A 21,949-nucleotide genomic window follows, 5' to 3' on the forward strand; every position below is an offset into this window, starting at 1 on the left:
AGGACAGTTACGGTCCTCAATGCGCCGATCGCCGCCGCGATCCATAATCCCGGCCATGGAACTACCGCCGCCGGTGATCCGGGACTGGGACTACCCGCGCGGCACGGCGAGCATCGTGCTCATGGCGCGCTTCGCCGCCGAGAACGGCGTCACGGGGCTGGAGTCCTACGAGTACGCACCCGTGGACGGTCAGGTCGACGCGCGTCAGGAGCTCGCGGTGGTCCGGGCAGTGGTCCGCGGGCTCGGCGCCGGGGACGACGTCGCGCTGCGGCTGAGCAGGCGGTATCGCGTGAGCGCGTTCGGCATCTTCGGGTTCGCGTGCATCAGCAGCCCGACGCTCGGGGACGCGATGCGCTTCGCCCTGCGATACCTGGATCTGAGTTTCACCTTCTGCATCCCGCACGTGACCGTCGAGGCCGGGCTGCTCGGGCTGGCCATGGACGACAGTCGCGTACCGGGCGACGTCGCCCGCTTCCTGTTGCTGCGCGACCTCGGCGCCATCCACACCGTCATGCGCGACATCCTGCCGGACATCTCCCTGCGCTCCTTGGCCTTCCGCCACGATCGACCCTCCACAGTGGACGAATACGTGCGGACCTTCGGCCTGGCGCCGTCGTTCTCCGCGCCGTCGCACCTCGCCACCCTGGACCCACTGTTCCTCGACAAACCGCTGCCGCAGGCCAACGACCAGACGGTCGCGGTGTGCGCCGCGCAATGCGACCTGCTGGTGTCGCGGAAACGGGAACGATCCGGGATCGCGCAGCAGGTCCGGGAACGGCTGGTGCGGCTCGGCGGCGTCGACGCGGGGATGGAGGAGGTCGCGCGGCAGCTCGCGCTCAGCCCGCGCACGCTGCGACGGCGGCTGTTCGAGGCCGGGACCGGCTACCGCGCACTACTGGACGAGGTCCGTCAGACCCTGGCGGAGGAAATGCTCGACACCGGCGCGCTCAGCGTGGAGGACGTCGCGCTGCGGCTGGGCTACGCCGAGGCGTCGAGTTTCATCTACGCGTTCAAACGCTGGAAGGGGATGACGCCGGCGGCGTACGCCCGGCGGAACGCGTTGCGAGCACGGCCGGGTAGGTGACCCGCAACAGGTGCAGGATCGACTCGGTGAGGAAGACCCGCAGCTCCTCGCGGCCGAGCGTGCCGCGGATCAGCCATTCGCGTGACGCGGCCCGCAGCATCCCGCCGTACGAACGGATCATCGCGCGCAGTTCCTCGCGACCCTCGGTGACGTCGCTCATCAGCGCGGCCGCGAGCACGCGATCGGCGGCGATCTCGTCGGCCTCCCGCATGATCCGCTCGATCTCCGGATCGCGGCCCACCGCCTCCGGCCCGATCGCCGTCAGCCACGCCTGCTCGTTGCGCTCGACGACCTCGATCCAATGCCGGACGCTGATCGCGAGCCGCTCCTCGGCCGTCGTGTCGGGCAGGTTCTCGATCACCGGCGCCGGCACGATCATCATCTGCCGGACGACCTCCAGATACAGCTCCCGCTTGCCGCCGAAGTAGTGGTTGATCAGCGGCCTGGCCACCCCCGCGGCCTTCGCGATGTCCGAGGTCGAAACCGAGGCGTACGTGCCCGCGCCGAACAACCGCCGGGCCGCGGTCATGATCTCGGCACGCCGGGCGGCCGGTTCGAGGCGGCGCCGCCGGATCTCCGGATCGGTGCTCATGGGCCGAGCGTAACCGTTTCACGTGACCGCCTGCCGTTACTCATTCGGAACAACCCGTCGGTAACCCCAGGGGCCCTCGCCGCGACGTTCGGGGCGGGGGGACCGGGCGTTATGGGTAGGGACGAATGGCCAGTGCCGAACGCGAGCCGGTTTGCCGTACCGGCCGGTGGGTCAGTGTGCGGCTGCAGCATCGTGACGTCCGGATCCAAGGTGACAGCGGGGCGGAGTCCGTCTCGTACGCGGGGATCGTGATCACCAGTTTCGAGAACGGTGCCGAGGTCGGCGAACGCTGGATCCCGCTCGGGGTCGATCCGTCGGAGGCCGACGACGAACAACTCATCCAGCAGTTGCGCGACGCGCTGATCTGGCAGGCGCGACGGCCGCCCAAGGCCGCGGGGGAGTAGCGACATTGGGTACCTCGGCCCTGCCAGGCGCGGCTACTGGGTCCGAAGGCCGTCGAAGGCGATCTTGCACACCGCGTCCGCCAGTTCCGTCCCGGCCGAACCCCGTCGCGGCCGGTACCACTCGATGAGCGAGTTCACCATGCCGTACAGCAGTCGCGCGGTGACCGCGGGATCGATGTCGGGCCGCACGTCGCCTTCGGTTTCGGCCTGTTTCACCAGTTCCGTGACGAGCCGGTCGAATTCCCGCCGCCGCGCCAGCGCCGCGCGCTCGATCTTGGTGTTGCCGCGCACCCGCAGCAGCAGCGTCACGAACGGCAGCTGCTCGACCAGCACGAGGACACTGCCCCGCACCAGATGTTCCAGCTTCTCGATGGCCTTGCCCTCGAAGGATTCCGTCTCGGCGGCGACGGCGAACAGGCCGTTCAGCGCGCGGTCGACGGCGAGCCGCAGGAGTTCCTCTTTGCTCGGCACGTGGTGGTAGATCGCGGATTTCGTGATGCCGAGTTTGCGGGAGAGGTCTTCCATGCTGGTGCCGTCGTAACCGCGTTCGTTGAACAGTTTGACCGCGACCTGCAGCAGCGACTCGAGGTCGTAGCCGGGGCGCCCCCGGCGGGCGGGGGTGCTCAACCGCGGTCCCGTTCGTCGAGTACGCGGCGCATCTTGCCCAGCGACCGTTCGAGGGTGTCCGGGTCGACGACCTCGACGCCGACGCTCACGCCGACCCCGTCCTTGACCCCGGCGATCAGCCGGGCGGCGGCTTCGGCGCGCTGCTCGGTGGTCGCGTCCGGGCGGGCTTCGACGCGGACCGTCAGGTGGTCCATCCGGCCCTTCGTGGACCGGATCAGCTGGAAATGCGGCGCGAGCGCGGGGGTCACCAGCACGACTTCCTCGATCTGCGTGGGGAAGACGTTGACGCCACGCAGGATGATCATGTCATCGCTGCGCCCGGTGACCTTCTCCATCCGCCGGTACGCCGGCCGCGCGGTGCCCGGGAGCAGCCGGGTGAGGTCACGCGTGCGGTACCGGATGATCGGCAGCGCCTGTTTGGTGAGCGAGGTGAACAGCAGTTCGCCCTCGGCGTCGGTGGGTTTCTCGGTGAACGGGTCGATCACCTCGGGGAAGAAGTGGTCCTCCCAGATGTGCAGTCCGTCCTTGGTCTCGACGCATTCCTGCGCGACACCGGGGCCCATCACCTCGGACAGGCCGTAGATGTCGACGGCGTCGATGCCGACGCGTTCCTCGATCTCCGCGCGCATCTGCTCGGTCCACGGCTCCGCGCCGAAGATGCCGACCTTCAGCGAACTCGTCTGCGGGTCGACACCCTGGCGTTCGAACTCGTCGAGCAGCGTGAGCATGTACGACGGCGTGACCATGATGATCTCGGGTTTGAAATCGGTGATGATCTGCACCTGGCGCGCGGTCATGCCGCCGGACGCCGGGATCACCGTGCAGCCCAGTTTCTCGGCGCCGTAGTGCGCGCCGAGGCCGCCGGTGAACAGGCCGTATCCGTAGGCCACGTGGACCTTGTCGCCAGGACGCCCGCCCGCAGCGCGGATCGACCGCGCCATCACCGTCGCCCAGGTGTCGATGTCTTCGGACGTGTACCCGACGACGGTCGGTTTCCCGGTGGTCCCGCTGGACGCGTGGATGCGGCTGACCTGCGCTTCCGGCACGGCGAACATGCCGAACGGGTAGTTGTCTCGCAGGTCCTGTTTCGTGGTGAAGGGGAACTTCGCCAGGTCTTCGAGCGTCTCGCAGTCGTCCGGGTGAACGCCGGCTTCGTCGAACTTCCGTTTGTAGAACGGCACGTTGTCGTAGGCGTGCCGCAGCGTCCACTGGAGGCGCTTCAGTTGCAGCGCCTGGAGTTCGTCGATGGTCAGGTTCTCGGCGTCGTCGCTGAAGGCGCTCATTGTGATGCTTTCTGGATGGTGCGGCTGCGGCCGCGGAATTCGGCGACGACCTCCGGCCCCTCGGGGGTCTCCCGGTGCACGGTGACGTCGTAGATGCCGTTGCGGCCGTAGCGGGTCCGCTCGGTGGCGGTGGCGATGAGGTGGTCGCCGAGCTTGCCCGCGGCGACGAAGGAGATCTCCGCGCCGGCGGCGACGGTCGCCGGGCCGTGGCTGTTGCAGGCGCAGGCGAACGTCGTGTCGGCCAGCAGGAAGACGTAGCCGCCGTGGGCGATGTCGTGGCCGTTGACCATCGTTTCGGTGATCCGCATGGTGGCGACGGCGTGCCCTTCGGCGGCCTCGACCAGCTCGATGCCCAGCGCGTTCGACGCCTGGTCGTCGGCGAACATCGTGTGCGCGGCGTTGCCAGTCATTACGAGACCACCTGGTTACTGACCGAATGGACGGTTGTTAAAGGGTGCCGCAAGTAAAGGCGCGCTTCCGGGTGGATGTCAAGGATCCGCCGCCGTCCGGGGGTTTGCAAGACCCCGGACGCGAGCTACAGTGAATTACTGAACGGACGGTCTGTTAATCATTCAAGGTATCCAGCCACCACGAAGGGTCGCCCCATGGCATTGCTGCGCAGCTACGTCTCCGGCGGATGGCACACGGCGGACAAAGACGGCGTACCGCTGCACGACGCCTCGACCGGCGAGGAGGTCGCCCGGGTCTCGTCCGAGGGCGTCGACTTCGCCGCCGCCCTGGAGTACGGCCGCCGCGTCGGCGGCCCCGCGCTGCGTGAGCTGACCTTCCACCAGCGCGCCGCACTGCTGAAGGCACTGGCCTCCCACCTGCGTGAACACCGCGACGAGCTCTATGCGCTCTCCGCGCGCACCGGCGCGACCAAGACCGACTCGATGGTCGACATCGACGGCGGCATCGGCGTCCTGTTCGCCTACTCCAGCAAGGGCAAGCGCGAGCTGCCGAACGACACCGTCTACGTCGACGGCAACGTCGAGCCGCTGAGCAAGGGCGGCACCTTCGTCGCTCAGCACATCGCCGTGCCGCTGCGCGGGGTCGCCGTCCAGATCAACGCCTTCAACTTCCCCGTCTGGGGACCGCTGGAGAAGTTCGCGCCCGCGTTCCTCGCCGGGGTGCCGAGCCTCGTCAAGCCCGCCAGCCAGACCGCGTACCTCACCGCGCGGCTGGTCGAGATCATCATCGACTCCGGCATCCTGCCCGAGGGCACGTTGCAGTTCGTCGCGGGCAGCGTCGGCGACCTGCTCGACCACGTCACCGCGCAGGACCTCGTCTCGTTCACCGGCTCCGCGTCGACGGCGCAGAAGCTGCGCGCGCACCCCGCGGTCGTGCGCAACTCCGTCCGGTTCAACGCCGAGGCCGACTCGCTGAACCTGTCGATCCTCGGTCCGGACGCCAAACCCGGCACCACCGAGTTCGACCTCTTCGTCAAGCAGCTGACCACCGAGATGACGGTCAAGGCAGGCCAGAAGTGCACCGCCATCCGCCGCGCCTTCGTCCCCGCCGACCTGCTGGACGACGTCGCCGAGGCCGCGAGCGCGCGGCTGGCGAAGGTCACCATCGGCAACCCCACCGCCGAAGGGGTCCGGATGGGCGCGCTCGCGAGCCTGGAGCAGCGTGAGGAGGTCCGGCGGTCGCTCAAGGCGCTGCTGGACGTCGGCACGGTCGTCTTCGGCGACCCGGAGCAGGTCGAGGTCGTCGGCGCGGACGCCGAACGCGGCGCGTTCATCTCGCCGGTACTGCTGAAGGCCGACCCGGAGCGTTCCGAGCCGCACGAGGTCGAGGCGTTCGGCCCGGTGTCGACGCTGCTGCCGTACACCTCCACCGAGCAGGTCATCGAGCTCGCCGCACGCGGCGGCGGCAGCCTCGTGGGTTCCGTCGTTTCCGCGGACCAGGAGTTCGTGCGCGAGGTCGTCCTCGGCGTCGCGCCGTACCACGGCCGCCTGCTGGTGCTCGACGCCGACGACGCCAAGGAGTCCACCGGCCACGGTTCCCCGATGCCGCAGCTGGTGCACGGCGGTCCCGGCCGCGCCGGTGGTGGCGAGGAGATGGGGGGCATTCGCGGCGTGCTGCACCACATGCAGCGCACGGCCGTCCAGGGCAGCCCGAAGGTGCTCAGCACCGTCACCGGTCGCTGGGTCGCCGGGGCCCCGCGCACCGAAGGCGACGTCCACCCGTTCCGGAAGTCGTTGGCGGAGCTGAAGATCGGCGACTCCGTCGTCGCCGGGCCGCGCGAGGTCCTGCAGTCCGACGTCGACCACTTCGCCGAGTTCACCGGCGACACCTTCTACGCCCACACCGATCCCGAGGCCGCGGCGGCGAACCCGCTGTTCGGCGGGATCGTGGCGCACGGGTACCTCGTGGTCTCGTTCGCCGCCGGCCTGTTCGTCTCGCCGGAGCCCGGTCCGGTGCTGGCCAACTACGGCCTGGAGAACCTGCGGTTCCTCACCCCGGTCAAGGTCGGCGACTCGCTGACCGTGACCCTGACCGCGAAGCAGATCACCCCGCGCATCGACCAGGAGTACGGCGAAGTCCGTTGGGACGCCGACGTCACCAACGCCGACGGCGACTCGGTCGCCAAGTACGACGTGCTCACCCTGGTCGCCAAGGAGCAGTCATGACGGCCACGCTCCCCGAAGAAGACCTCGAACGGCACTTCGAAGCGACCATCGCGCGTGATCAGCGCATCGAGCCGCGCGACTGGGTGCCCGAGGGCTACCGCAAGACGATGATCCGGCAGATCGCGCAGCACGCGCATTCGGAGATCATCGGCATGCAGCCGGAGGGCAACTGGATCACCCGCGCGCCTTCGTTGCGGCGCAAGGCGATCCTGCTCGCGAAGGTGCAGGACGAGGCCGGGCACGGGCTGTACCTGTACTCCGCGGCGGCCACGCTCGGCGCCGACCGCGCGGACTTGACCGACAAACTGATCAACGGCAAGCAGAAGTACTCGTCGATCTTCAACTACCCGACGCTGACCTTCGCCGACGTCGGCGTGATCGGCTGGCTGGTCGACGGCGCCGCGATCTGCAACCAGGTTCCCTTGTGCCGCAGCTCGTACGGGCCGTACGCGCGCGCCATGATCCGCATCTGCAAGGAGGAGTCCTTCCATCAGCGGCAGGGTTTCGAACTGCTGATGACGATGATGCGCGGCACGGACGAGCAGCGGGAAATGGTGCAGGAGGCGGTGAACCGCTGGTGGTGGCCGTCGCTGATGATGTTCGGCCCGCCGGACGCGGATTCGCCGAACACCGCGCAGTCGATGGCGTGGAAGGTCAAACGGCACACCAACGACGAACTGCGCCAGCGTTTTGTCGACATGTCCATCCCGCAGGCGGAGGCGCTGGGTGTCACCTTCCCGGATCCGGAGCTGAAGTGGAACGCCGAGCGCGGGCACTACGACTTCGGCGCCGTCGACTGGGACGAGTTCAAGAACGTGTTGAAGGGCAACGGCCCCTGCAACGCCCAGCGCGTCGCACACCGGCGCCGGGCACAGGAAGACGGCGCGTGGGTGCGGGAAGCCGCCACGGCGCACGCGGCAAAGAAAGGGGCCTCGGCATGAAGCACGACTGGCCGTTGTACGAGGTGTTCGTCCGGGGCAAGCGCGGCCTGAACCACGTGCACGTGGGTTCGCTGCACGCCGCCGACGACAACATGGCGCTGCACCACGCGCGGGATCTGTACACCCGCCGCAACGAGGGCGTGTCGATCTGGGTCGTGCGCGCGTCGGACATCACGGCGTCCTCGCCGGACGAGAAGGACCCGTTCTTCGCGCCCAGCGGCGACAAGGTGTACCGGCACCCGACGTTCTACGACATCCCCGACAACGTTCCGCACATCTGACATGAGCTTCGACAACGCCTACGAGGCGATCACCGAGGAAAACGACGCGCGCTGGGCCTTCGGCACCGGGTTCGAGGATCCGCTGTCCGGTGTGGACACCACTGTCCCGTCCGGTGTGGACGGTGCGCGGCTGGCCGCGTACTGCCTGATGCTCGGCGACGACGCGCTGATCTTTTCGCACCGGCTGCAGGAGTGGTGCACGAACGCGCCAGAACTCGAGGACGAGGTCGCGATCGCGAACATCGCGCTCGACCTGCTCGGACAGGCGCGACTGCTGCTCGCCCGCGCGGGCAAGGCCGACGGCAGCGACCGCACCGAGGACTCGTACGCCTTCTTCCGGAGCGAGCTGGAGTACCGCAACGTCCGGCTGGCCGAACTCGACGGCGGGCATTTCGGGCATCTGATCGCGCGGCTGCTGGTGTTCTCGATCTGGCGGCTCGCCTTGCTCCAACGTCTCCAGGCCAGCGTGGACCCGGTGCTCGCGGCCATCGCGGACAAGGGTGTCAAGGAAGTCGCGTACCACCGCGACTACGCCGCCCAATGGGCCGTGCGCCTCGGCGACGGCACCGAGCTGTCGCACTCGCGGATGCAGGAGGGCCTGGACGCGGTCTGGCCGTACGTCGACGAGTTGTTCACGGCGCACGAAGTCGAGTTCGTCGAGTCGCCGTCGCTGCGCTCGGAGTTCGACGCGATCCTCGACCAGGTGCTGGCCGTCGCGAAGCTGACCCGTCCCGAAATCGGCGCCATCGCCGGGGTCTCCGGCCGGATGGGCCGCGACGGCGTGCACACCGAAGGGATGGGCTTCCTGCTGGCGACCCTGCAGAGTGTCGCCAGGGAACATCCGGACGCGACATGGTGACCGCGTACGCCGTGGCGGCCACGGTCACCGATCCGGAACTGCCGATGCTCACCCTCGCCGACCTCGGCGTGCTGCGTGAAGTGTCCGAATCCGACGGTCGGGTGGTCGTCGCGATCACCCCGACCTACACCGGCTGCCCGGCGATGGACACCATGCGCGACGACCTCGTGCACGCGCTCACCGGCGCGGGCTACGGCGAGGTCGAGGTCCGCACGGTGCTCCAGCCCGCTTGGTCCACGGACTGGATCACCGAGGACGGCAAGCGGAAACTGGCCGAAGCGGGCATCGCGCCGCCGGGGGCCGCGCCGCGCCGGACCGGTCCGATCCCGCTCACGCTGAGCGCGCCGGTGTCGTCGGTCCGCTGCCCGCGCTGTGGCTCGGCGGACACCGAAGAGCAGTCCCGGTTCAGCGCGACCGCGTGCAAAGCCCTGCGCCGCTGCCGGTTCTGTCTCGAACCGTTCGAACACGTCAAGGAGATCTAGTGACAGCGACCCTGCGCCGCACGGGCTTCCACACCCTCAAGGTAGCGTGCGTCCAGCGCCTGTGCGACGACGCCGTCGCGGTGACCTTCGACGTGCCCGAAGACCTCGCGGACACCTTCCGCTTCAAGGCGGGCCAGTCGCTGACCCTGCGCCGTGAGATCGACGGCCGCGACGAGCGCCGTTCGTACTCGATCTGCGCGCCCGCCGGCGCGGCACCGCGCGTCGGTGTCCGCGAAGTTCCGGGCGGCCTGTTCTCGTCGTGGCTCGTGCACGATGTGAAGCCCGGCGACGAGATCGAAGTCGCGCCGCCGACCGGCAGCTTCACCCCGGACCTGAACGTTTCTGGGCACCACGTGCTGATCGCGGCCGGATCCGGTATCACTCCGGTGCTGTCGATCGCGTCTTCGCTGCTCAGCGACTCCGATGCCACGGTGACCGTGCTCTACGGCAACCGCCGGACGGACACCGTCATGTTCGCCGACGACCTCGCGGACCTGAAAGACCGTCACCCCGCGCGGCTCGAACTCGTCCACGTCCTCTCCCGCGAGCCGCGCGAGGCCGAACTGTTCACCGGGCGGCTCGACGTGGAGAAGCTGCGGCGCCTGTGCACCGTGCTGATCCCGGTCGAGGACGTCGCGCACTGGTGGCTGTGCGGGCCGTTCGAGATGGTGACCGGCGCGCAGGAACTGCTGCGCTCGCTGGACGTCCCTGAAGATCGTGTCCACCAGGAACTGTTCTATGTGGACACTCCGCCAGAGCCGGTGCACCACATCGACCCGGCCGTCGTGGGTGCGTCCAGCGAGGTCACACTGGTCCTCGACGGCCGGTCGACGACGATGACGCTGCCGCGCAGCTCCTCCCTGCTCGACGGTGCGCAGAAGTACCGCCCCGACCTGCCGTTCGCCTGCAAGGGCGGCGTATGCGGCACCTGCCGGGCGAAGATCTGCGACGGCAAGGTGGACATGCGGCGCAACTTCGCCCTGGAGAAGGCCGAAGTCGACGCCGGTTTCGTGCTCACCTGCCAGTCGGTGCCGATCTCCGACGCGGTGACGGTGGACTTCGACGCCTAAGGGCTCAACTCCAGCCACCGGGTGATGCCGATGTCCTTGAGGAACGGCCGGTCGTGGCTTGCCACGATCAGCGTGCCCCGGTAGGCCAGCAACGCCTCGGTAAGGCGCCGCACGCTCGCCAGGTCGAGGTTGTTCGTCGGCTCGTCGAGCAGCAGCAGGCGCGGCGTGGGCTCGGTCAGCAACAGGGCTGCCAGCGCCGCCCGGAAGCGTTCCCCGCCGGACAGTGACGCCACCTCGCGGTCGGCCGCCTTGCCACGGAACAGGAACCGCGCCAGCCTCGCGCGGATCTCGTTGTCCGTGAGCGACGGCGCGACCAGCCGCACATTGTCCACAATGGACAGCGAATCGTCGAGGATGTCGATCCGCTGGGGGAGCAGCCTGGCGGGCACGAACAGTCCCACGTCACCCGACTCCGGCTGGAGTTCGCCGGTGATCGTGCGGAGCAGAGTGGTCTTGCCCGAGCCGTTGGGGCCGACGAGCGCGATCCGCTCGGGCCCCATGACGTGCAGGTTCACCGGCGGGCCGAAGCGGGGCACGGCGTCGATCCGCAGCACGTCCGTTCCGCGCGGAACCGTGGTCTCCGGCAGTTCGACGCGGATTTCGGCGTCTTCGCGCACCAATTCTTCGGCGGCCTTCAGCATCTCGACGGCGTTGTCCAGCCTGTCGGTGTGCAGATTCCGGTACTTGCCCGCGGCGATCTGCGCGTCCTCCTGACGTTTGCGCATCCGCACCTTGGGCTCGCGTTTCCGGTCCCACATCTGCTGGCCGTAGCGGGCGCGCCGGGCGAGTTTGATCCCGGCCTCGACCAGCTCCCGCTTCTGCCGTTTGACGTCCGACTCCGCAGCACGCACGTGCCGCCGAGCGGCTTCCTGCGCGACCTCGACGGCGTGCTCGTAGTCGTCGAGATTGCCGCCGTACACGGTGACCTCGCGCTCACGGACCTCGGCGATCCGATCGACCAGCCGCAGCAGTTCGCGGTCGTGCGAGACCACCACGAGGATGCCGCCCCAGCTCTCCACCTCGCGGTGCACGAGTTCACGTGCCCGCAGGTCGAGATTGTTGGTCGGCTCGTCGAGCAGCAGCGCGGCGGGACGACGCAGGAGCAGGGCGGCCAGCCCGAGCAGCGTGAGCTCGCCGCCGGACAGCTCGCCCGCCCGCTGGTCCAGACGGACGGTGTCAAGGCCGAGCCTGCCGAGGATCGCGTGAATGCGCTCCTCGACGTCCCAGTTGTCGCCGATGGTGGCGAAGTGCTCTTCGGTGGTTTCTCCACTCTCGACGGCCTTGATCGCCGCGCGGATCGCGGTGACGCCGAGCAGGTCGTCGACGCGGCGGCCGCCGTCGAGGACGAGGTTCTGGGGCAGGTACCCGAGTTCACCCGGTGTGGTGATGGAGCCTGTGGTGGCTCGCAGGTCGCCGGCGAGCAGCCTGAGCAGCGTGGACTTACCGGAACCGTTGGTGCCGACGAGGCCGGTGCGGCCGGCCCCGATGGTGAGCGAAAGGCGCTCGAACACCGGAACACCGTCCGGCCAGGTGAAGGTGACGTCGGAAAGCGTCAAGGAAGAAGACATGAGACTCCCTGCGAAGGAGGTGGATTACGGGCGCAGGTTCGTCTCAGAAGATCACCGCGACAGGCTAGCCGACCGTCGGCTTCGGTGCGACCGATTTTCGCCGGGCCTACTGTTGTCCGCCGCCTGTTGTCCGCCGCGGTCTCGCTGGGGCGCGAACACGGTCCGCGCGGGTTCGTGCTCACCATGGCTCACGGTGCCGGTGTCCGGCGCGGTGACGGTGGACTTCGACGCGTGAGGGTGACCTGAGCGAAGTGGGGGGTCGGTTGCCGTTTTGTGGCGACGGTGTGGTCAGGGGTGGTGGGCTGGTCGGGCGTGGCTTCACCGTGGCCGGGTGGGGGGTCGGTTGCCGTTTTGCGGCAACAGGGTCAGAACGGTGGTTCCTCGGTACGGGGTGTGTGCAGAGGCGGAGGCGTGCTGTCGTAGGTCTGGCCGGTCGGTGTGGTGATCGTCAGGGTTCCGTCCGGTGCCAGCCGGTAGATCCACCCGGGTTCGTCCTTGAGCCGATGGTCGCGGCGGCAGAAGTCGATGAGGTCGCCGGCGTCGGTGTTCCCCTGGAACTGCCACGGGATGGAGTGGTCGAGATCGCAGGCCTGAGCGGGCCGGTGGCACCCCGGTCTTCGGCATTCGCGGTCGCGGACCCGGACGAACTCGTCAAGACCGGCCGTCGGGCGATAGCGGTCCCGGCCGAGGTCGGCGACCTGACCTGACAGCGGGTCGGTGATGATCCGCCGCAGCACCGTGTTGGGTCCGCTCGCGATGTGCCGCGCCAGCGATGCCGGGATGTGGCCGTGTCCGGCCATTTCCGCCGGGTCGTCGTTGAGGCGGAGGTAGGTGAAGAGGTCCATGTAAAGGAATACTTCGGCGCGTTCACTTTTCCCGCCGCTGCCGCCCAACAGGAGGTCGAGGGCGACGTCGGCGCGAAGCTGGTCCAAAGTGCGGGTCTCGTCGCCGGTCTTGAGCGCGCGGGCCTCCCGGTTGATCCGGTTGTAGGCGGCGGTGACCTTCTCCACCGGGCCGTCCTCGATCTCCAGCGAGGCCACGCCCGCCTCACCCTGACTCACCACGAGCCGGCGGCCTTCGCGGGCCTGCTCGCAGCGCTTGTCCGCGCCCTCACGATCGACAGTCGTCGCCGCGTGGTTCGCCGCTTTACGGATCTGATCGGCATTCTTGCCGGGCAATCGGTCTTCCAGCAACGCGTCGGCGGCGAGCGCGTGCTCGTCGGACAGCCACGCTGTGGCCGTCACGACTTTCATCGCACCGAACCCGTCCACTTGGCCCTTGTCCATCAAACCAAGGGTGCGGGGCAGCCTGGTGGTCAACGCGTCGGCAGCGGCGACCAGCCCGGCCGCGTACTTGTCGCCCACCGACAGGGCGAACGCGACTTCCTGAGTGACGCTACGCGCGCCTTCGCGATGCCGGTTCAGCTGGGACAGGGCACGGTAACGGATCGCCTCCAGCCGGGCGATCCCCGCTGACGCCGCTTTCGCGAGGGCGACGGATTCGTTGTCGTCCAACGAATCCGCAGCGGTATTGATGACCTTCAGGTTGTCGGGATCGGTGATTTTCTCGAGGAGCGCCACAGCGGTGGCTCGGTAAGTGTCCACCCGACGAACTTACAACCCGCCACCGACAGTTCTGGATCATGCGACTGCCGCCACCGTCGTCGATATTCGGTAATGCCAGTCGTGGCAAGGGAAATCTGGGGTGTGCGCGCTTGGCGATGTTCGCCCGGTAGTGGTAAACGGTGCGCGGACGGGATTTCTTGAGGGCCTCCTTGCCTACTCTGACGGTAGCGAAGGAGGCTTTCGCTACCGTCAGATGTACTTCGGTAAGACGTGACTCGCGTGCCTGGCTGCCCCACTCGGGAGTGCGGAGCCTGAACACGCGAGATCCGGGTCTGAGCACGCGAGTGCGGTGTCGCGTCACCCGGCCCGCCGTCTCGCCCCAGCCACGACACGTTTGCCTTACCCCTCAATAGAGCTTCTCGTGTTGCCGGGTAATGGTCGCCGGCGTGTCGACCGTTATCGCGCTCCCCGGATCCCACGCCCAGCCATTGCCGAATTCCGGCAACGGAGGACTTGGCGCAAGCCCCGCCGCCCCGAGACACGGTCCGTCACCTCGGCGACCCGCGACCGGCCGGGGCATACTGGCGGGCGTGACCGAACGCCCTCACGTCCTGCTGTCCGCCGCGGTTTCGCTGGACGGCTACCTCGACGACGCGACCGACACCCGGCTGGTGCTGTCCAACGACGAGGACTGGGCCAGGGTGGACGGGCTGCGCGCGGCGTCGGACGCGATCCTCGTCGGCGCGAACACGGTTCGCGCGGACAATCCGCGCCTGCTGATCCGTTCGCCGGAGCTCGTCGCGGAACGGGTCGCGGCAGGCCGTCCGGAGCAGCCGGTCAAGGTCACCCTCACGCGGAGTGGCTCACTCGATCCGGCGGCACAGTTCTTCACCGTCGGTGACGCGGAGAAACTGGTCTACGCCCCGCCCGGGGTCGTCACGGGAGTGAAGGCGACCGTCGTCGAACTGTCCGGCCTCCGCGAAATGCTGGCGGACCTCCACGCGCGCGGCGTGCGGCGGCTGATGGTCGAAGGCGGGGGCGCGATCCACACCCAGTTCCTCACCGAAGGCCTGGTCGACGAACTGCACCTGGCCATCGCGCCGTTCTTCGTCGGCGACCCGCGGGCGCCGCGCTTCGCCGACGAAGGCGCGTTCCCGCGTGGGCTGACGCTGGTTAAAAGCACACGGCTGGGTGACATCGCCGTACTGGAGTACCACGCGACGCCGGAACCGTCCGAAGTGGACATTCTGCGGCTGCGGGAGGCCATCGCGCTGGCGGATCTTTGCCCGCCGCGCACGTTCCGCGTCGGCGCCGTCATCACCGCCGCCGACGGCGAAGTGATCTCCACCGGTTACTCGGGCGACGGCGATCCCGCCAACCACGCGGAAGAAGCCGCCCTCGCCAAGCTCGAACCGGGAGATCCGAGACTGGCGGAGGCGACGATGTACACGTCGCTGGAGCCGTGCAGCTCGCGGACGTCACATCCGCGAAGCTGCACCCAGCTCATCCTCGACGCCGGCATCCCTCGCGTCGTTTTCGCCTGGCGCGAGCCGTCCGTGTTCGTCGACTGCGTCGGCGCCGAAACGCTGGAGGCGGCCGGACGCCGGGTGATCGAGGTACCCGCCCTCGCCGCCGACGTCCGCCGCGCGAACACCCATATCCCGGGTGTCCACCTCTGAACTTCTACTTGCAGGCGTCGCAGCAGCCGCAGCCCAGACCGGTGCACGCCGAGCAGCAACCGTGGCGAAGCACGACCTTCAACAGACGCTTGATCATCGCTGTCCTCCCGATCATTGACGTCCCACCGCCCTTGTCACGCTAAGTTCTGCGCATATGACAGTGGTACCGCCGGGAGTGCCATGGCGCTGCTCCAGCGGGTGATGTCAAGATTCGAGGTCCCCCTCCAACGAGAGGTAGACCTCGCGCAGCTGAGCCAAAAGATCGGCGTCCGGCTCCGCCCAGAGCCCGCGGTCGGCCGCCTCGTTCAGCCGCTCGATGATGCCGCGCAACGCCCACGGGTTGGCCTGGCGCAGGAACTCCTGGTTGACCTCGTCGAGCACGTAGGACTCGGTGAGCTTCTCGTACATCCAGTCGCCGACCACCCCGGCCGTGGCGTCGAAACCGAAGAGGTAGTCGACGGTCGCCGCCAGCTCGAAAGCGCCCTTGTAGCCGTGCTTGCGCATCGCCGCCAGCCAGCGCGGGTTGACCACGCGGGCACGGAAGACACGGGCGGTCTCCTCGCCGAGGGTGCGTGTGCGGACCGCGTCCGGGGTGGTGCTGTCGCCGACGTAGGACGCGGGCGCGGTGCCGGTGAGCGCACGGACCGTCGCGATCATCCCGCCGTGGTACTGGAAGTAGTCGTCGGAGTCGGCGATGTCGTGTTCGCGGGTGTCGGTGTTCTTGGCCGCGACCACGATCCGCTTGTACGAGTTCTCCATGTCCTCGCGCGCGGGCCTGCCGTCGAGGTCGCGACCGTAGGCGAAGCCGCCCCAGACCGCGTAGACCTCGGCGAGATCCTTGTCGTCGCGCCAGTTCCCGGAATCCATCAGCGGCAGCAGACCCGCGCCGTACGCGCCGGGCTTGGAGCCGAAGATCCTCGTGGTGGCCCGGCGTTCGTCACCGTGCGCGGCCAGATCCGCGCGGGTGTGGGCGCGGACGAAGTTCTGTTCGTCCGGTTCGTCGAGGTTCGCCACCAGGCGGACGGCGTCGTCCATCAGGCTGATCACATGCGGGAAGGCGTCGCGGAAGAACCCGCTGATCCGCACGGTGACGTCGATCCGCGGGCGGCCGAGTTCGGCGAGCGGGATGGCCTCGATCCCGGTGACCCGTCGCGAGGCCTCGTCCCAGACCGGCTGGACACCCAGCAGCGCGAGGACTTCCGCCGCGTCGTCGCCCGACGTGCGCATGGCCGACGTGCCCCACACCGAAAGACCGACCGAACGCGGCCAGTCGCCCGTGTCCTCCTTGTAGCGGCGGAGAAGCGAGTCGGCGAGCGCCTGTCCGGTCTCCCAGGCGAGACGGCTCGGGATGGCCTTCGGGTCGACGGTGTAGAAGTTGCGGCCGGTCGGCAGCACGTTGATCAGGCCGCGCAGGGGAGAACCGCTGGGCCCGGCCGGGATGTAGCCGCCGTCGAGCGCGTGGAGCACGGCGTCGATCTCGGCGCCGGTGCCCGCCAGCCGCGGCACGATCTCGGTGGCGGCGAAGGTCAGCACGCGGGCGACCTCCTGGTGTTCCGGCACGTCGGCGACGACCTCCGCGACCGCGGCGGGTGACCAGTCCCTCGCCTCCATAGCCACGACGAGCGATCGGGCTTTCTGCTCGATGGCGTCCACTTCGGACAGTGGAGCGTCGCTGTTCTCCTTGAGCCCCAACGCGGAACGCAGGCCGGGGACCGCGCCCTGTTTGCCACCCCACATCTGCTGGGCACGCAGCATCGCGAGCACGAGGTTGATCCGCGCCTCGCCTTCCGGTGCGGCGCCGAGGATGTGCAGGCCGTCGCGGATCTGCGCGTCCTTGACCTCGCACAGCCAGCCGTCGATGTGCAGCAGGAAGTCATCGAACTCGGCGTCGTGCGGACGTTCCTCGACACCGAGGTCGTGATCCAGTTTCGCGGCCTGGATCAGCGTCCAGATCTGCGCGCGGACCGCGGGCAGCTTCGCCGGGTCCATCGCGGCGATGTTGGCGTGCTCGTCGAGAAGCTGTTCCAGGCGGGCCATGTCGCCGTAGCTTTCGGCGCGCGCCATCGGCGGGATCAGATGGTCGACGATCGTGGCGTGCGCACGCCGTTTCGCCTGCGCGCCCTCGCCGGGGTCGTTGATCAGGAACGGGTAGATCAGCGGCAGGTTGCCGAGGACGGCGTCCGGCGCGCAGGAGTCCGAGAGGCCCGCGGTCTTGCCGGGAAGCCATTCCAGTGAACCGTGTTTGCCGAGGTGGACGACGGCGTGCGCGCCGAACTCCTCTTCCAGCCAGCGGTACGCGGCCAGGTAGTGGTGGCTCGGCGGGAGGTCCGGATTGTGGTAGATCGCCACCGGGTTCTCGCCGAAGCCGCGCGGCGGTTGGATCATCAGGATGACGTTGCCGGACTGCAGGGACGCCAGCACGATGTCGCCGTTGTCGACGTAGAGCTCACCGGGCGCGGGGCCCCAGTGCTCCTCCATGCCCTCGCGTAGTTCCGCGGGCAGCTCGGCGAACCATGCGCGGTACCTGTCGGCCGGGACGCGGATCGGGTTGCCGGACAGCTGTTCCTCGGTGAGCCACTCCGGATCCTGGCCGCCCGCGGCGATGAGCGCGTGGATCAGCGCGTCGCCGTCGGGCTGATCGGTGCCGGTGGGCTCGACGCCGGGGAACGGGTCCTCGCCGAGGTCGTAGCCCCGCTCGCGCATGCGGCGCAGCAGTTCGATCGCCGACGCGGGCGTGTCGAGGCCGACGGCGTTGCCGACGCGGGAGTGCTTCGTCGGATACGCGGACAGCATCAGCGCGATCCGGCGTTCCGGCGGGGGAGTGTGGCGCAACCGGGCATGGGCCAGCGCGATCTTCGCGACGCGGGACGCGCGCTCGGCGTCCGGCACGTACTTGGGGAGGCCGTCCTCGTCGATCTCCTTGAACGAGAACGGGACGGTGATGAGGCGGCCGTCGAACTCGGGGACGGCCATCTGGTTGCCCGCGTCGAGCGGGGAGAGGCCGTCGTCGTTCGCGGACCACGTCTCGCGGTCGCTGGTGAGGCACAACGCCTGCAGGATCGGGATGTCGAGCGCGGCCATCTCGGCGACGTCCCACGCCTCGTCGTCTCCGCCCGCGCCGACCTCGGACGGCCGGGTGCCGCCGGCGGCCAGCACGGTGACCAGGAGCGCGTCGGCCTTGGCCAGCTCGGCCATCATCTCCGGCTCGCGGGTGCGCAGGGACGCGCAGTGGATCGGGAACGCGCGGCCCCCGGCGTCCTCGACGGCGTCGGAAAGAGCGTGGACGAACTCGGTGTTGCCGGACAGGTGATGCGCCCGGTAGTAGAGGATCGCGATGACCGGACCCTCGGTGGTCTTGGGCGTGCGCTCGAGGACACCCCAGAGCGGCTGCACCGCGGGCGGCTCGAAGCCGTCACCCGTCAGAAGGAGTGTGTCGCTCAGGAAGCGGTACAGCTGGGTGAGGTTCTCCGGCCCGCCCTGCGCGAGGTACGCGTGCGCCTCCGCCGCCGTGCCCGCCGGGACCGTGGACAGCTTCATGAGCTGCGCGTCCGGCGTCTGCTCACCACCGAGGACCACCACGTGCGCGCCGCTCGCGCGGACCGTGTCGAGCCCCTCCTGCCAGCTGCGTTCGGAGCCGAGGATCCGGACGACGACGATCGGGGCGCCTTCGAGCAGGGCCGGCAGCTCCGCGAGGTCGAGCCGGGCGGGGTTCGCCAGCCGGTACTCGGCCTCGCTGGAACGGGCGCTGAGCAGGTCGGTGTCCGAAGTGGACAGAAGCAGGATCACAGCAGTCCTCACTCGGGGTGTCCGCGCCCCGGGTCGTGCGGTCGCGCCGGCCGGAGTTCCTGGCTTCCCCTCCTTGCTCAGGAGGGGTGACAGTGGCGGGACCGCCCCGGACTCTCACCGGGTTCCTCCACCTGCCGACGCGTGGGTTCGGACTTCACTCTCCGGTGCGGTCCGGCGGGAGTCAAGGTGATGTGCAGCCGGGGTCGGGGTCTTGACCCGCATGTGGGGGAAGCGGCCGGCCATGGTGGCGGATGGACGGCTCCCGGGGAGGGGCGAGATCCGGTGTCGCCGGCCCGCCGGGCATGACGAGGCCCGGCATCGAGACAAACAAGCCGCCCGCGATCACTCGGCCAACCGCGCGGCAGCCGAGGCGACCTGCTCCCGCAGCGAGACGACCGCTTCGGCGAGATCCACCGGATCGACGGTCGCGGCCCATTCGCGGATGAGCTCGGATCGCCGGCGAACGATCTGTTTCTCCGCGTCACGCACGATGGCCGCCTGGGTGTACTCCTGGGCGTCGACGGCCGCTTCCTTGCGTCGCCGGTGCTCGGCGATCTGCGAAGTCAGCAGGTCGATCTCAAGAGGCGGGTCCGCGGGTCCGCGTACCGGGGTCCCGGCGGCGGAACCGCCCCAGACGGCGTTCTCGTCGAGAAAGGGGGCCCAGATCCGAGCGTAAGCCTCCCGCATCCCTTCCTCCGTCACGCCGTGTTCGCCCAGGACGCGGGCCGGTCCACCGCCTGCCGACAGCAGTCCGGTGACCAGCTCCACCAAACCGGATAACCGCAACACTTCGCGGACTTCAGCGGTTACGGGATGCCCATCCACGGTCTCGACGGCAAGCGACGAATCCGCGCGAGCCGCTTTCTCCAGTTGCCATACGAGGACGTCGCGGGAAATCCCCAGCGCGCCTGGCAGGGCGTACCCGACGCCATCGTCGAGCACGGCGAGCAGCAGTTCCTCGCCGCCGATTCGGTCGTGTCCCAACCGGACGGCGTGGGCGTGAGCCCGCTCCAGCAGGTTCACGCCGACCGCTCCGACGAAGAGTCGCCGATCCGCGGGAAGGGCGCGGTGGAGAAGATGATCTCCACCGCGACCTCGAAGAACTCCGCGATCCGCAACGCGAGGTAGAGGCTCGGGCTGTACTCGCCGCGTTCGAGGTAGCCGATGGTCTGGTAGTGCACGCCCAGCGCATCGGCGAGCTCGCGGCGGGAGATGCCTCGTTCCGCGCGCAGCATCGCGATCCGGTTGTAAACGACCTCGCTCATGAACTAGCCAATTCGCTGCATCGCCTTTTCCCGTCGTGCCGCCACCGAGGACCCGGACTCGCGCCGCGCCATGCGCCGCAGGACGACCGGGGCCAGCACCAATCCGATCACGGCCCACGCGGTCAGCACGCCGAGGGTCTCCCATGGGCGCCAGGACTGGCCGATCTCGATGATCACCGTCGAGTCCGGCAGCAGCGCCGACCGCATGCCGAGGCCGAGCCAGTACATCGGGAACACCTGCGCGATGTACTGCAACCATTCCGGCAGCGCGGTGATCGGGTAGAAGATCCCGGAGATCGCCCCGAGTCCCAGCACCGGCAGCATGATCAAGCCGATGCTGCGGGCATTGCTGGTCAGTGAGCCGAAGACGGCGCCGATCGGCATGGTCGCGATCAGGCCGATCACCAGGACCCACAGCAGGCTCAGCCACGACGACCAGCCGCCCGGCGCGATGCCGTCGAAAAGGACCAGGCTGGGGATCAGCACCAGGAGTATCCCGATGACGGTGCCGAAGGAGATCGACACGACCTTGCCGACCAGGTAGCCGATCATGCCGTTCGGGGTGGCCTTGGCCCGCAGGAGGGTTCCGTCCTCGCGTTCGACCGCCAGGACGCCCGCCATCCCGAGCATGCCGCTGAACACGATCGACGCGCCCAGCACGCTCGGCACGGTGGCGGCGCCCAGTGAGAAGTCCGTCCCGGGGAGTTTCGAGTCCCGCATGAAGAACATGACGATCACGAAGATGACCGGGAACATGAAGATGTTGAACAGGTCTTCGCGGTTGGTCAGAGTCTGGCGGGTTTCGAGCCAGCCCCGTGTCATACCGAGCCGGACGCTGTGCTGGATCGCGTTCATGGCGCGCTCACCTCCACGAGCGGGGATTCCGCCTGGCGGACCAGGGTCATGTAGGTGTCTTCGAGCGAGGCCCGCCGGACTTCCAGATCGCCGATGGCGTCCCCGTGCTGCTTGAACAGTTCGTGCACGTACTTCGTCGATTCCGTCGTGGAGTGCACGAACCGCTGGCCGTCCAGCGTCCAGCGCACCTCGGCCTCGCCGGCGATCTGCCTGCTCAGCGCGTCGGCCGAACCGTCGGCGACGATCCGGCCGTGGTTCAGGATCAGGATCCGGTCGGCCAGTTTCTCGGCCTCGTCGAGGTCGTGAGTGGTCAGCAGGATCGTCGTGTCGTCGTCGTCGGTCAGCCGGTGCACGAGTTCGTGGAACTCGCGCCGGGCCTCCGGGTCCAGTCCGGCGGTCGGCTCGTCGAGGAACAGCAGTTCCGGACGGCCCACGATGCCGATCGCGACGTCGAGACGGCGCCGCTGCCCGCCCGAGAGCATCCGGACCTTCTTGTCCGCGTGTTCGGTCAGCCCGACCGCGGCGACCAGTTCATCCGGATCCCATGGCCGCTTGATGCGGTCGGTGGAATACGGCGCGTAATAGCCGCCGAGGTGCTCCAGCAGTTCCCGCACCCGCCATTTCGCGTGGTCGCGCCAGGCCTGGAGGACGACTCCCAGCCGCGCCCTCCAGTTCTCGTCCGCGTGTGCCGGGTCGGTGCCCAGCACGCTGACCTCGCCTTCCGAGCGCATCCGGAAGCCTTCGAGGATCTCGATCGTCGTGGTCTTGCCCGCCCCGTTCGGGCCGAGCAGGCAGATCACCTCGCCACGGTGTGCGGTGAAGTCCACGCCGTGGAGGACGTCGTTCGTCCCGTAGCGCATCCGGAGATCTTTGACGGAGATCATCACGTCGTGTGGATCTCTCATTGGTCACCCCCATCTCAGTGCTGCGACTGAATGTAGCACACCTACTACATATGATCTGAGACATACT

General features: G+C 68.7%; 20 protein-coding genes and 1 riboswitch. Of the genes, 9 read left to right on the forward strand and 11 right to left on the reverse strand.

Annotated features, from left to right (window positions below; translation table 11 throughout):
• Positions 1-55: 55 nt before the first annotated feature.
• Positions 56-1,084 carry an AraC family transcriptional regulator gene (locus ACLJO0_RS40515; RefSeq protein ID WP_410585177.1) on the forward strand — a complete coding sequence of 343 codons (1,029 nt, stop codon included), beginning with the start codon at positions 56-58 and terminating at the stop codon, positions 1,082-1,084.
• Here ACLJO0_RS40515 and ACLJO0_RS40520 read toward each other — a convergent pair.
• On the reverse strand, positions 1,011-1,676 hold the full coding sequence (locus tag ACLJO0_RS40520) for a TetR/AcrR family transcriptional regulator (protein WP_410585179.1): 666 nt from the start codon (positions 1,674-1,676) through the stop codon (positions 1,011-1,013). The two genes, ACLJO0_RS40515 and ACLJO0_RS40520, sit on opposite strands and share 74 nt — an antisense overlap.
• A gap of 125 nt (positions 1,677-1,801) precedes the next feature.
• On the opposite strand from ACLJO0_RS40520, the gene ACLJO0_RS40525 reads away from it, so the two are divergent.
• The gene (locus ACLJO0_RS40525; RefSeq protein WP_125796023.1) at positions 1,802-2,080 is read left to right on the forward strand and encodes a hypothetical protein; all 279 of its coding nucleotides are present in this window, start codon (positions 1,802-1,804) and stop codon (positions 2,078-2,080) included.
• A 33-nt stretch (positions 2,081-2,113) separates the two neighbouring features.
• Here ACLJO0_RS40525 and ACLJO0_RS40530 read toward each other — a convergent pair whose 3' ends face one another.
• Genes ACLJO0_RS40530 through paaI form a run of 3 tightly spaced genes read right to left on the reverse strand, consistent with a single transcriptional unit; the run spans position 2,114 to position 4,376 of the window.
• On the reverse strand, positions 2,114-2,707 hold the full coding sequence (locus tag ACLJO0_RS40530; RefSeq protein ID WP_126737382.1) for a TetR/AcrR family transcriptional regulator: 594 nt from the start codon (positions 2,705-2,707) through the stop codon (positions 2,114-2,116).
• Positions 2,704-3,990 carry a phenylacetate--CoA ligase PaaK gene (gene paaK / locus ACLJO0_RS40535; protein WP_410585182.1) on the reverse strand — a complete coding sequence of 429 codons (1,287 nt, stop codon included), beginning with the start codon at positions 3,988-3,990 and terminating at the stop codon, positions 2,704-2,706. The genes ACLJO0_RS40530 and paaK overlap by 4 nt, the downstream gene beginning before the upstream one ends.
• A complete protein-coding gene (gene paaI / locus ACLJO0_RS40540; RefSeq protein ID WP_410585371.1) occupies positions 3,987-4,376 on the reverse strand; it encodes a hydroxyphenylacetyl-CoA thioesterase PaaI in 390 nt (129 codons plus the stop codon). Before paaI ends, paaK begins: the two co-directional genes overlap by 4 nt.
• 219 nt (positions 4,377-4,595) lie before the next feature.
• On the opposite strand from paaI, the gene paaZ reads away from it, so the two are divergent.
• The 6 genes from paaZ to paaE are packed head-to-tail and all read left to right on the forward strand — an operon-like array spanning position 4,596 to position 10,259.
• Positions 4,596-6,626: a phenylacetic acid degradation bifunctional protein PaaZ gene (gene paaZ / locus ACLJO0_RS40545; RefSeq protein WP_410585184.1), complete on the forward strand. Its 2,031-nt coding sequence runs from the start codon at positions 4,596-4,598 to the stop codon at positions 6,624-6,626.
• Complete coding sequence (gene paaA, locus ACLJO0_RS40550; RefSeq protein ID WP_410585186.1) at positions 6,623-7,567, forward strand: 1,2-phenylacetyl-CoA epoxidase subunit PaaA; 945 nt, start codon at positions 6,623-6,625, stop codon at positions 7,565-7,567. Before paaZ ends, paaA begins: the two co-directional genes overlap by 4 nt.
• Positions 7,564-7,848, forward strand: a complete 285-nt coding sequence (paaB, locus tag ACLJO0_RS40555; RefSeq protein ID WP_410585188.1) for a 1,2-phenylacetyl-CoA epoxidase subunit PaaB — start codon at positions 7,564-7,566, stop codon at positions 7,846-7,848. The genes paaA and paaB overlap by 4 nt, the downstream gene beginning before the upstream one ends.
• Position 7,849: 1 nt before the next feature.
• Positions 7,850-8,707: a 1,2-phenylacetyl-CoA epoxidase subunit PaaC gene (paaC, locus tag ACLJO0_RS40560; protein ID WP_410585190.1), complete on the forward strand. Its 858-nt coding sequence runs from the start codon at positions 7,850-7,852 to the stop codon at positions 8,705-8,707.
• Positions 8,701-9,189, forward strand: a complete 489-nt coding sequence (paaD, locus tag ACLJO0_RS40565; RefSeq protein WP_410585192.1) for a 1,2-phenylacetyl-CoA epoxidase subunit PaaD — start codon at positions 8,701-8,703, stop codon at positions 9,187-9,189. Before paaC ends, paaD begins: the two co-directional genes overlap by 7 nt.
• The gene (gene paaE, locus ACLJO0_RS40570) at positions 9,189-10,259 is read left to right on the forward strand and encodes a 1,2-phenylacetyl-CoA epoxidase subunit PaaE (protein WP_410585194.1); all 1,071 of its coding nucleotides are present in this window, start codon (positions 9,189-9,191) and stop codon (positions 10,257-10,259) included. Before paaD ends, paaE begins: the two co-directional genes overlap by 1 nt.
• Here the strand turns inward: paaE and ACLJO0_RS40575 are convergent.
• Complete coding sequence (locus ACLJO0_RS40575) at positions 10,256-11,827, reverse strand: ABC-F family ATP-binding cassette domain-containing protein (RefSeq protein WP_410585196.1); 1,572 nt, start codon at positions 11,825-11,827, stop codon at positions 10,256-10,258. The two genes, paaE and ACLJO0_RS40575, sit on opposite strands and share 4 nt — an antisense overlap.
• 365 nt (positions 11,828-12,192) lie before the next feature.
• Positions 12,193-13,371, reverse strand: coding sequence for a DUF222 domain-containing protein (locus tag ACLJO0_RS40580; protein WP_410585372.1), 1,179 nt, complete (start codon positions 13,369-13,371; stop codon positions 12,193-12,195).
• 611 nt (positions 13,372-13,982) lie between these two features.
• On the opposite strand from ACLJO0_RS40580, the gene ACLJO0_RS40585 reads away from it, so the two are divergent.
• Positions 13,983-15,071 carry a dihydrofolate reductase family protein gene (locus ACLJO0_RS40585; RefSeq protein WP_410585198.1) on the forward strand — a complete coding sequence of 363 codons (1,089 nt, stop codon included), beginning with the start codon at positions 13,983-13,985 and terminating at the stop codon, positions 15,069-15,071.
• A gap of 204 nt (positions 15,072-15,275) precedes the next feature.
• Here the strand turns inward: ACLJO0_RS40585 and cobN are convergent, their stop codons facing one another.
• From cobN to ACLJO0_RS40610, 5 genes are all read right to left on the reverse strand, one after another.
• Entirely contained in the window at positions 15,276-18,857 is a 3,582-nt protein-coding gene (gene cobN / locus ACLJO0_RS40590; protein ID WP_410585200.1) for a cobaltochelatase subunit CobN, read from the reverse strand.
• Positions 18,858-18,910: 53 nt separating this feature from the next.
• Positions 18,911-18,985: riboswitch (cobalamin riboswitch) on the reverse strand.
• Positions 18,986-19,199: 214 nt separating this feature from the next.
• Positions 19,200-19,880: a Clp protease N-terminal domain-containing protein gene (locus ACLJO0_RS40595; protein ID WP_410585202.1), complete on the reverse strand. Its 681-nt coding sequence runs from the start codon at positions 19,878-19,880 to the stop codon at positions 19,200-19,202.
• On the reverse strand, positions 19,877-20,122 hold the full coding sequence (locus ACLJO0_RS40600; RefSeq protein ID WP_005162705.1) for a helix-turn-helix transcriptional regulator: 246 nt from the start codon (positions 20,120-20,122) through the stop codon (positions 19,877-19,879). Before ACLJO0_RS40600 ends, ACLJO0_RS40595 begins: the two co-directional genes overlap by 4 nt.
• Positions 20,123-20,125: 3 nt before the next feature.
• Positions 20,126-20,977 carry an ABC transporter permease gene (locus ACLJO0_RS40605; RefSeq protein ID WP_410585205.1) on the reverse strand — a complete coding sequence of 284 codons (852 nt, stop codon included), beginning with the start codon at positions 20,975-20,977 and terminating at the stop codon, positions 20,126-20,128.
• On the reverse strand, positions 20,974-21,882 hold the full coding sequence (locus ACLJO0_RS40610; RefSeq protein ID WP_410585207.1) for an ABC transporter ATP-binding protein: 909 nt from the start codon (positions 21,880-21,882) through the stop codon (positions 20,974-20,976). The genes ACLJO0_RS40605 and ACLJO0_RS40610 overlap by 4 nt, the downstream gene beginning before the upstream one ends.
• Positions 21,883-21,949 lie beyond the last annotated feature (67 nt).

It is taken from the genome of Amycolatopsis sp. lyj-108 (assembly GCF_046549005.1).
Taxonomy (GTDB): domain Bacteria; phylum Actinomycetota; class Actinomycetes; order Mycobacteriales; family Pseudonocardiaceae; genus Amycolatopsis.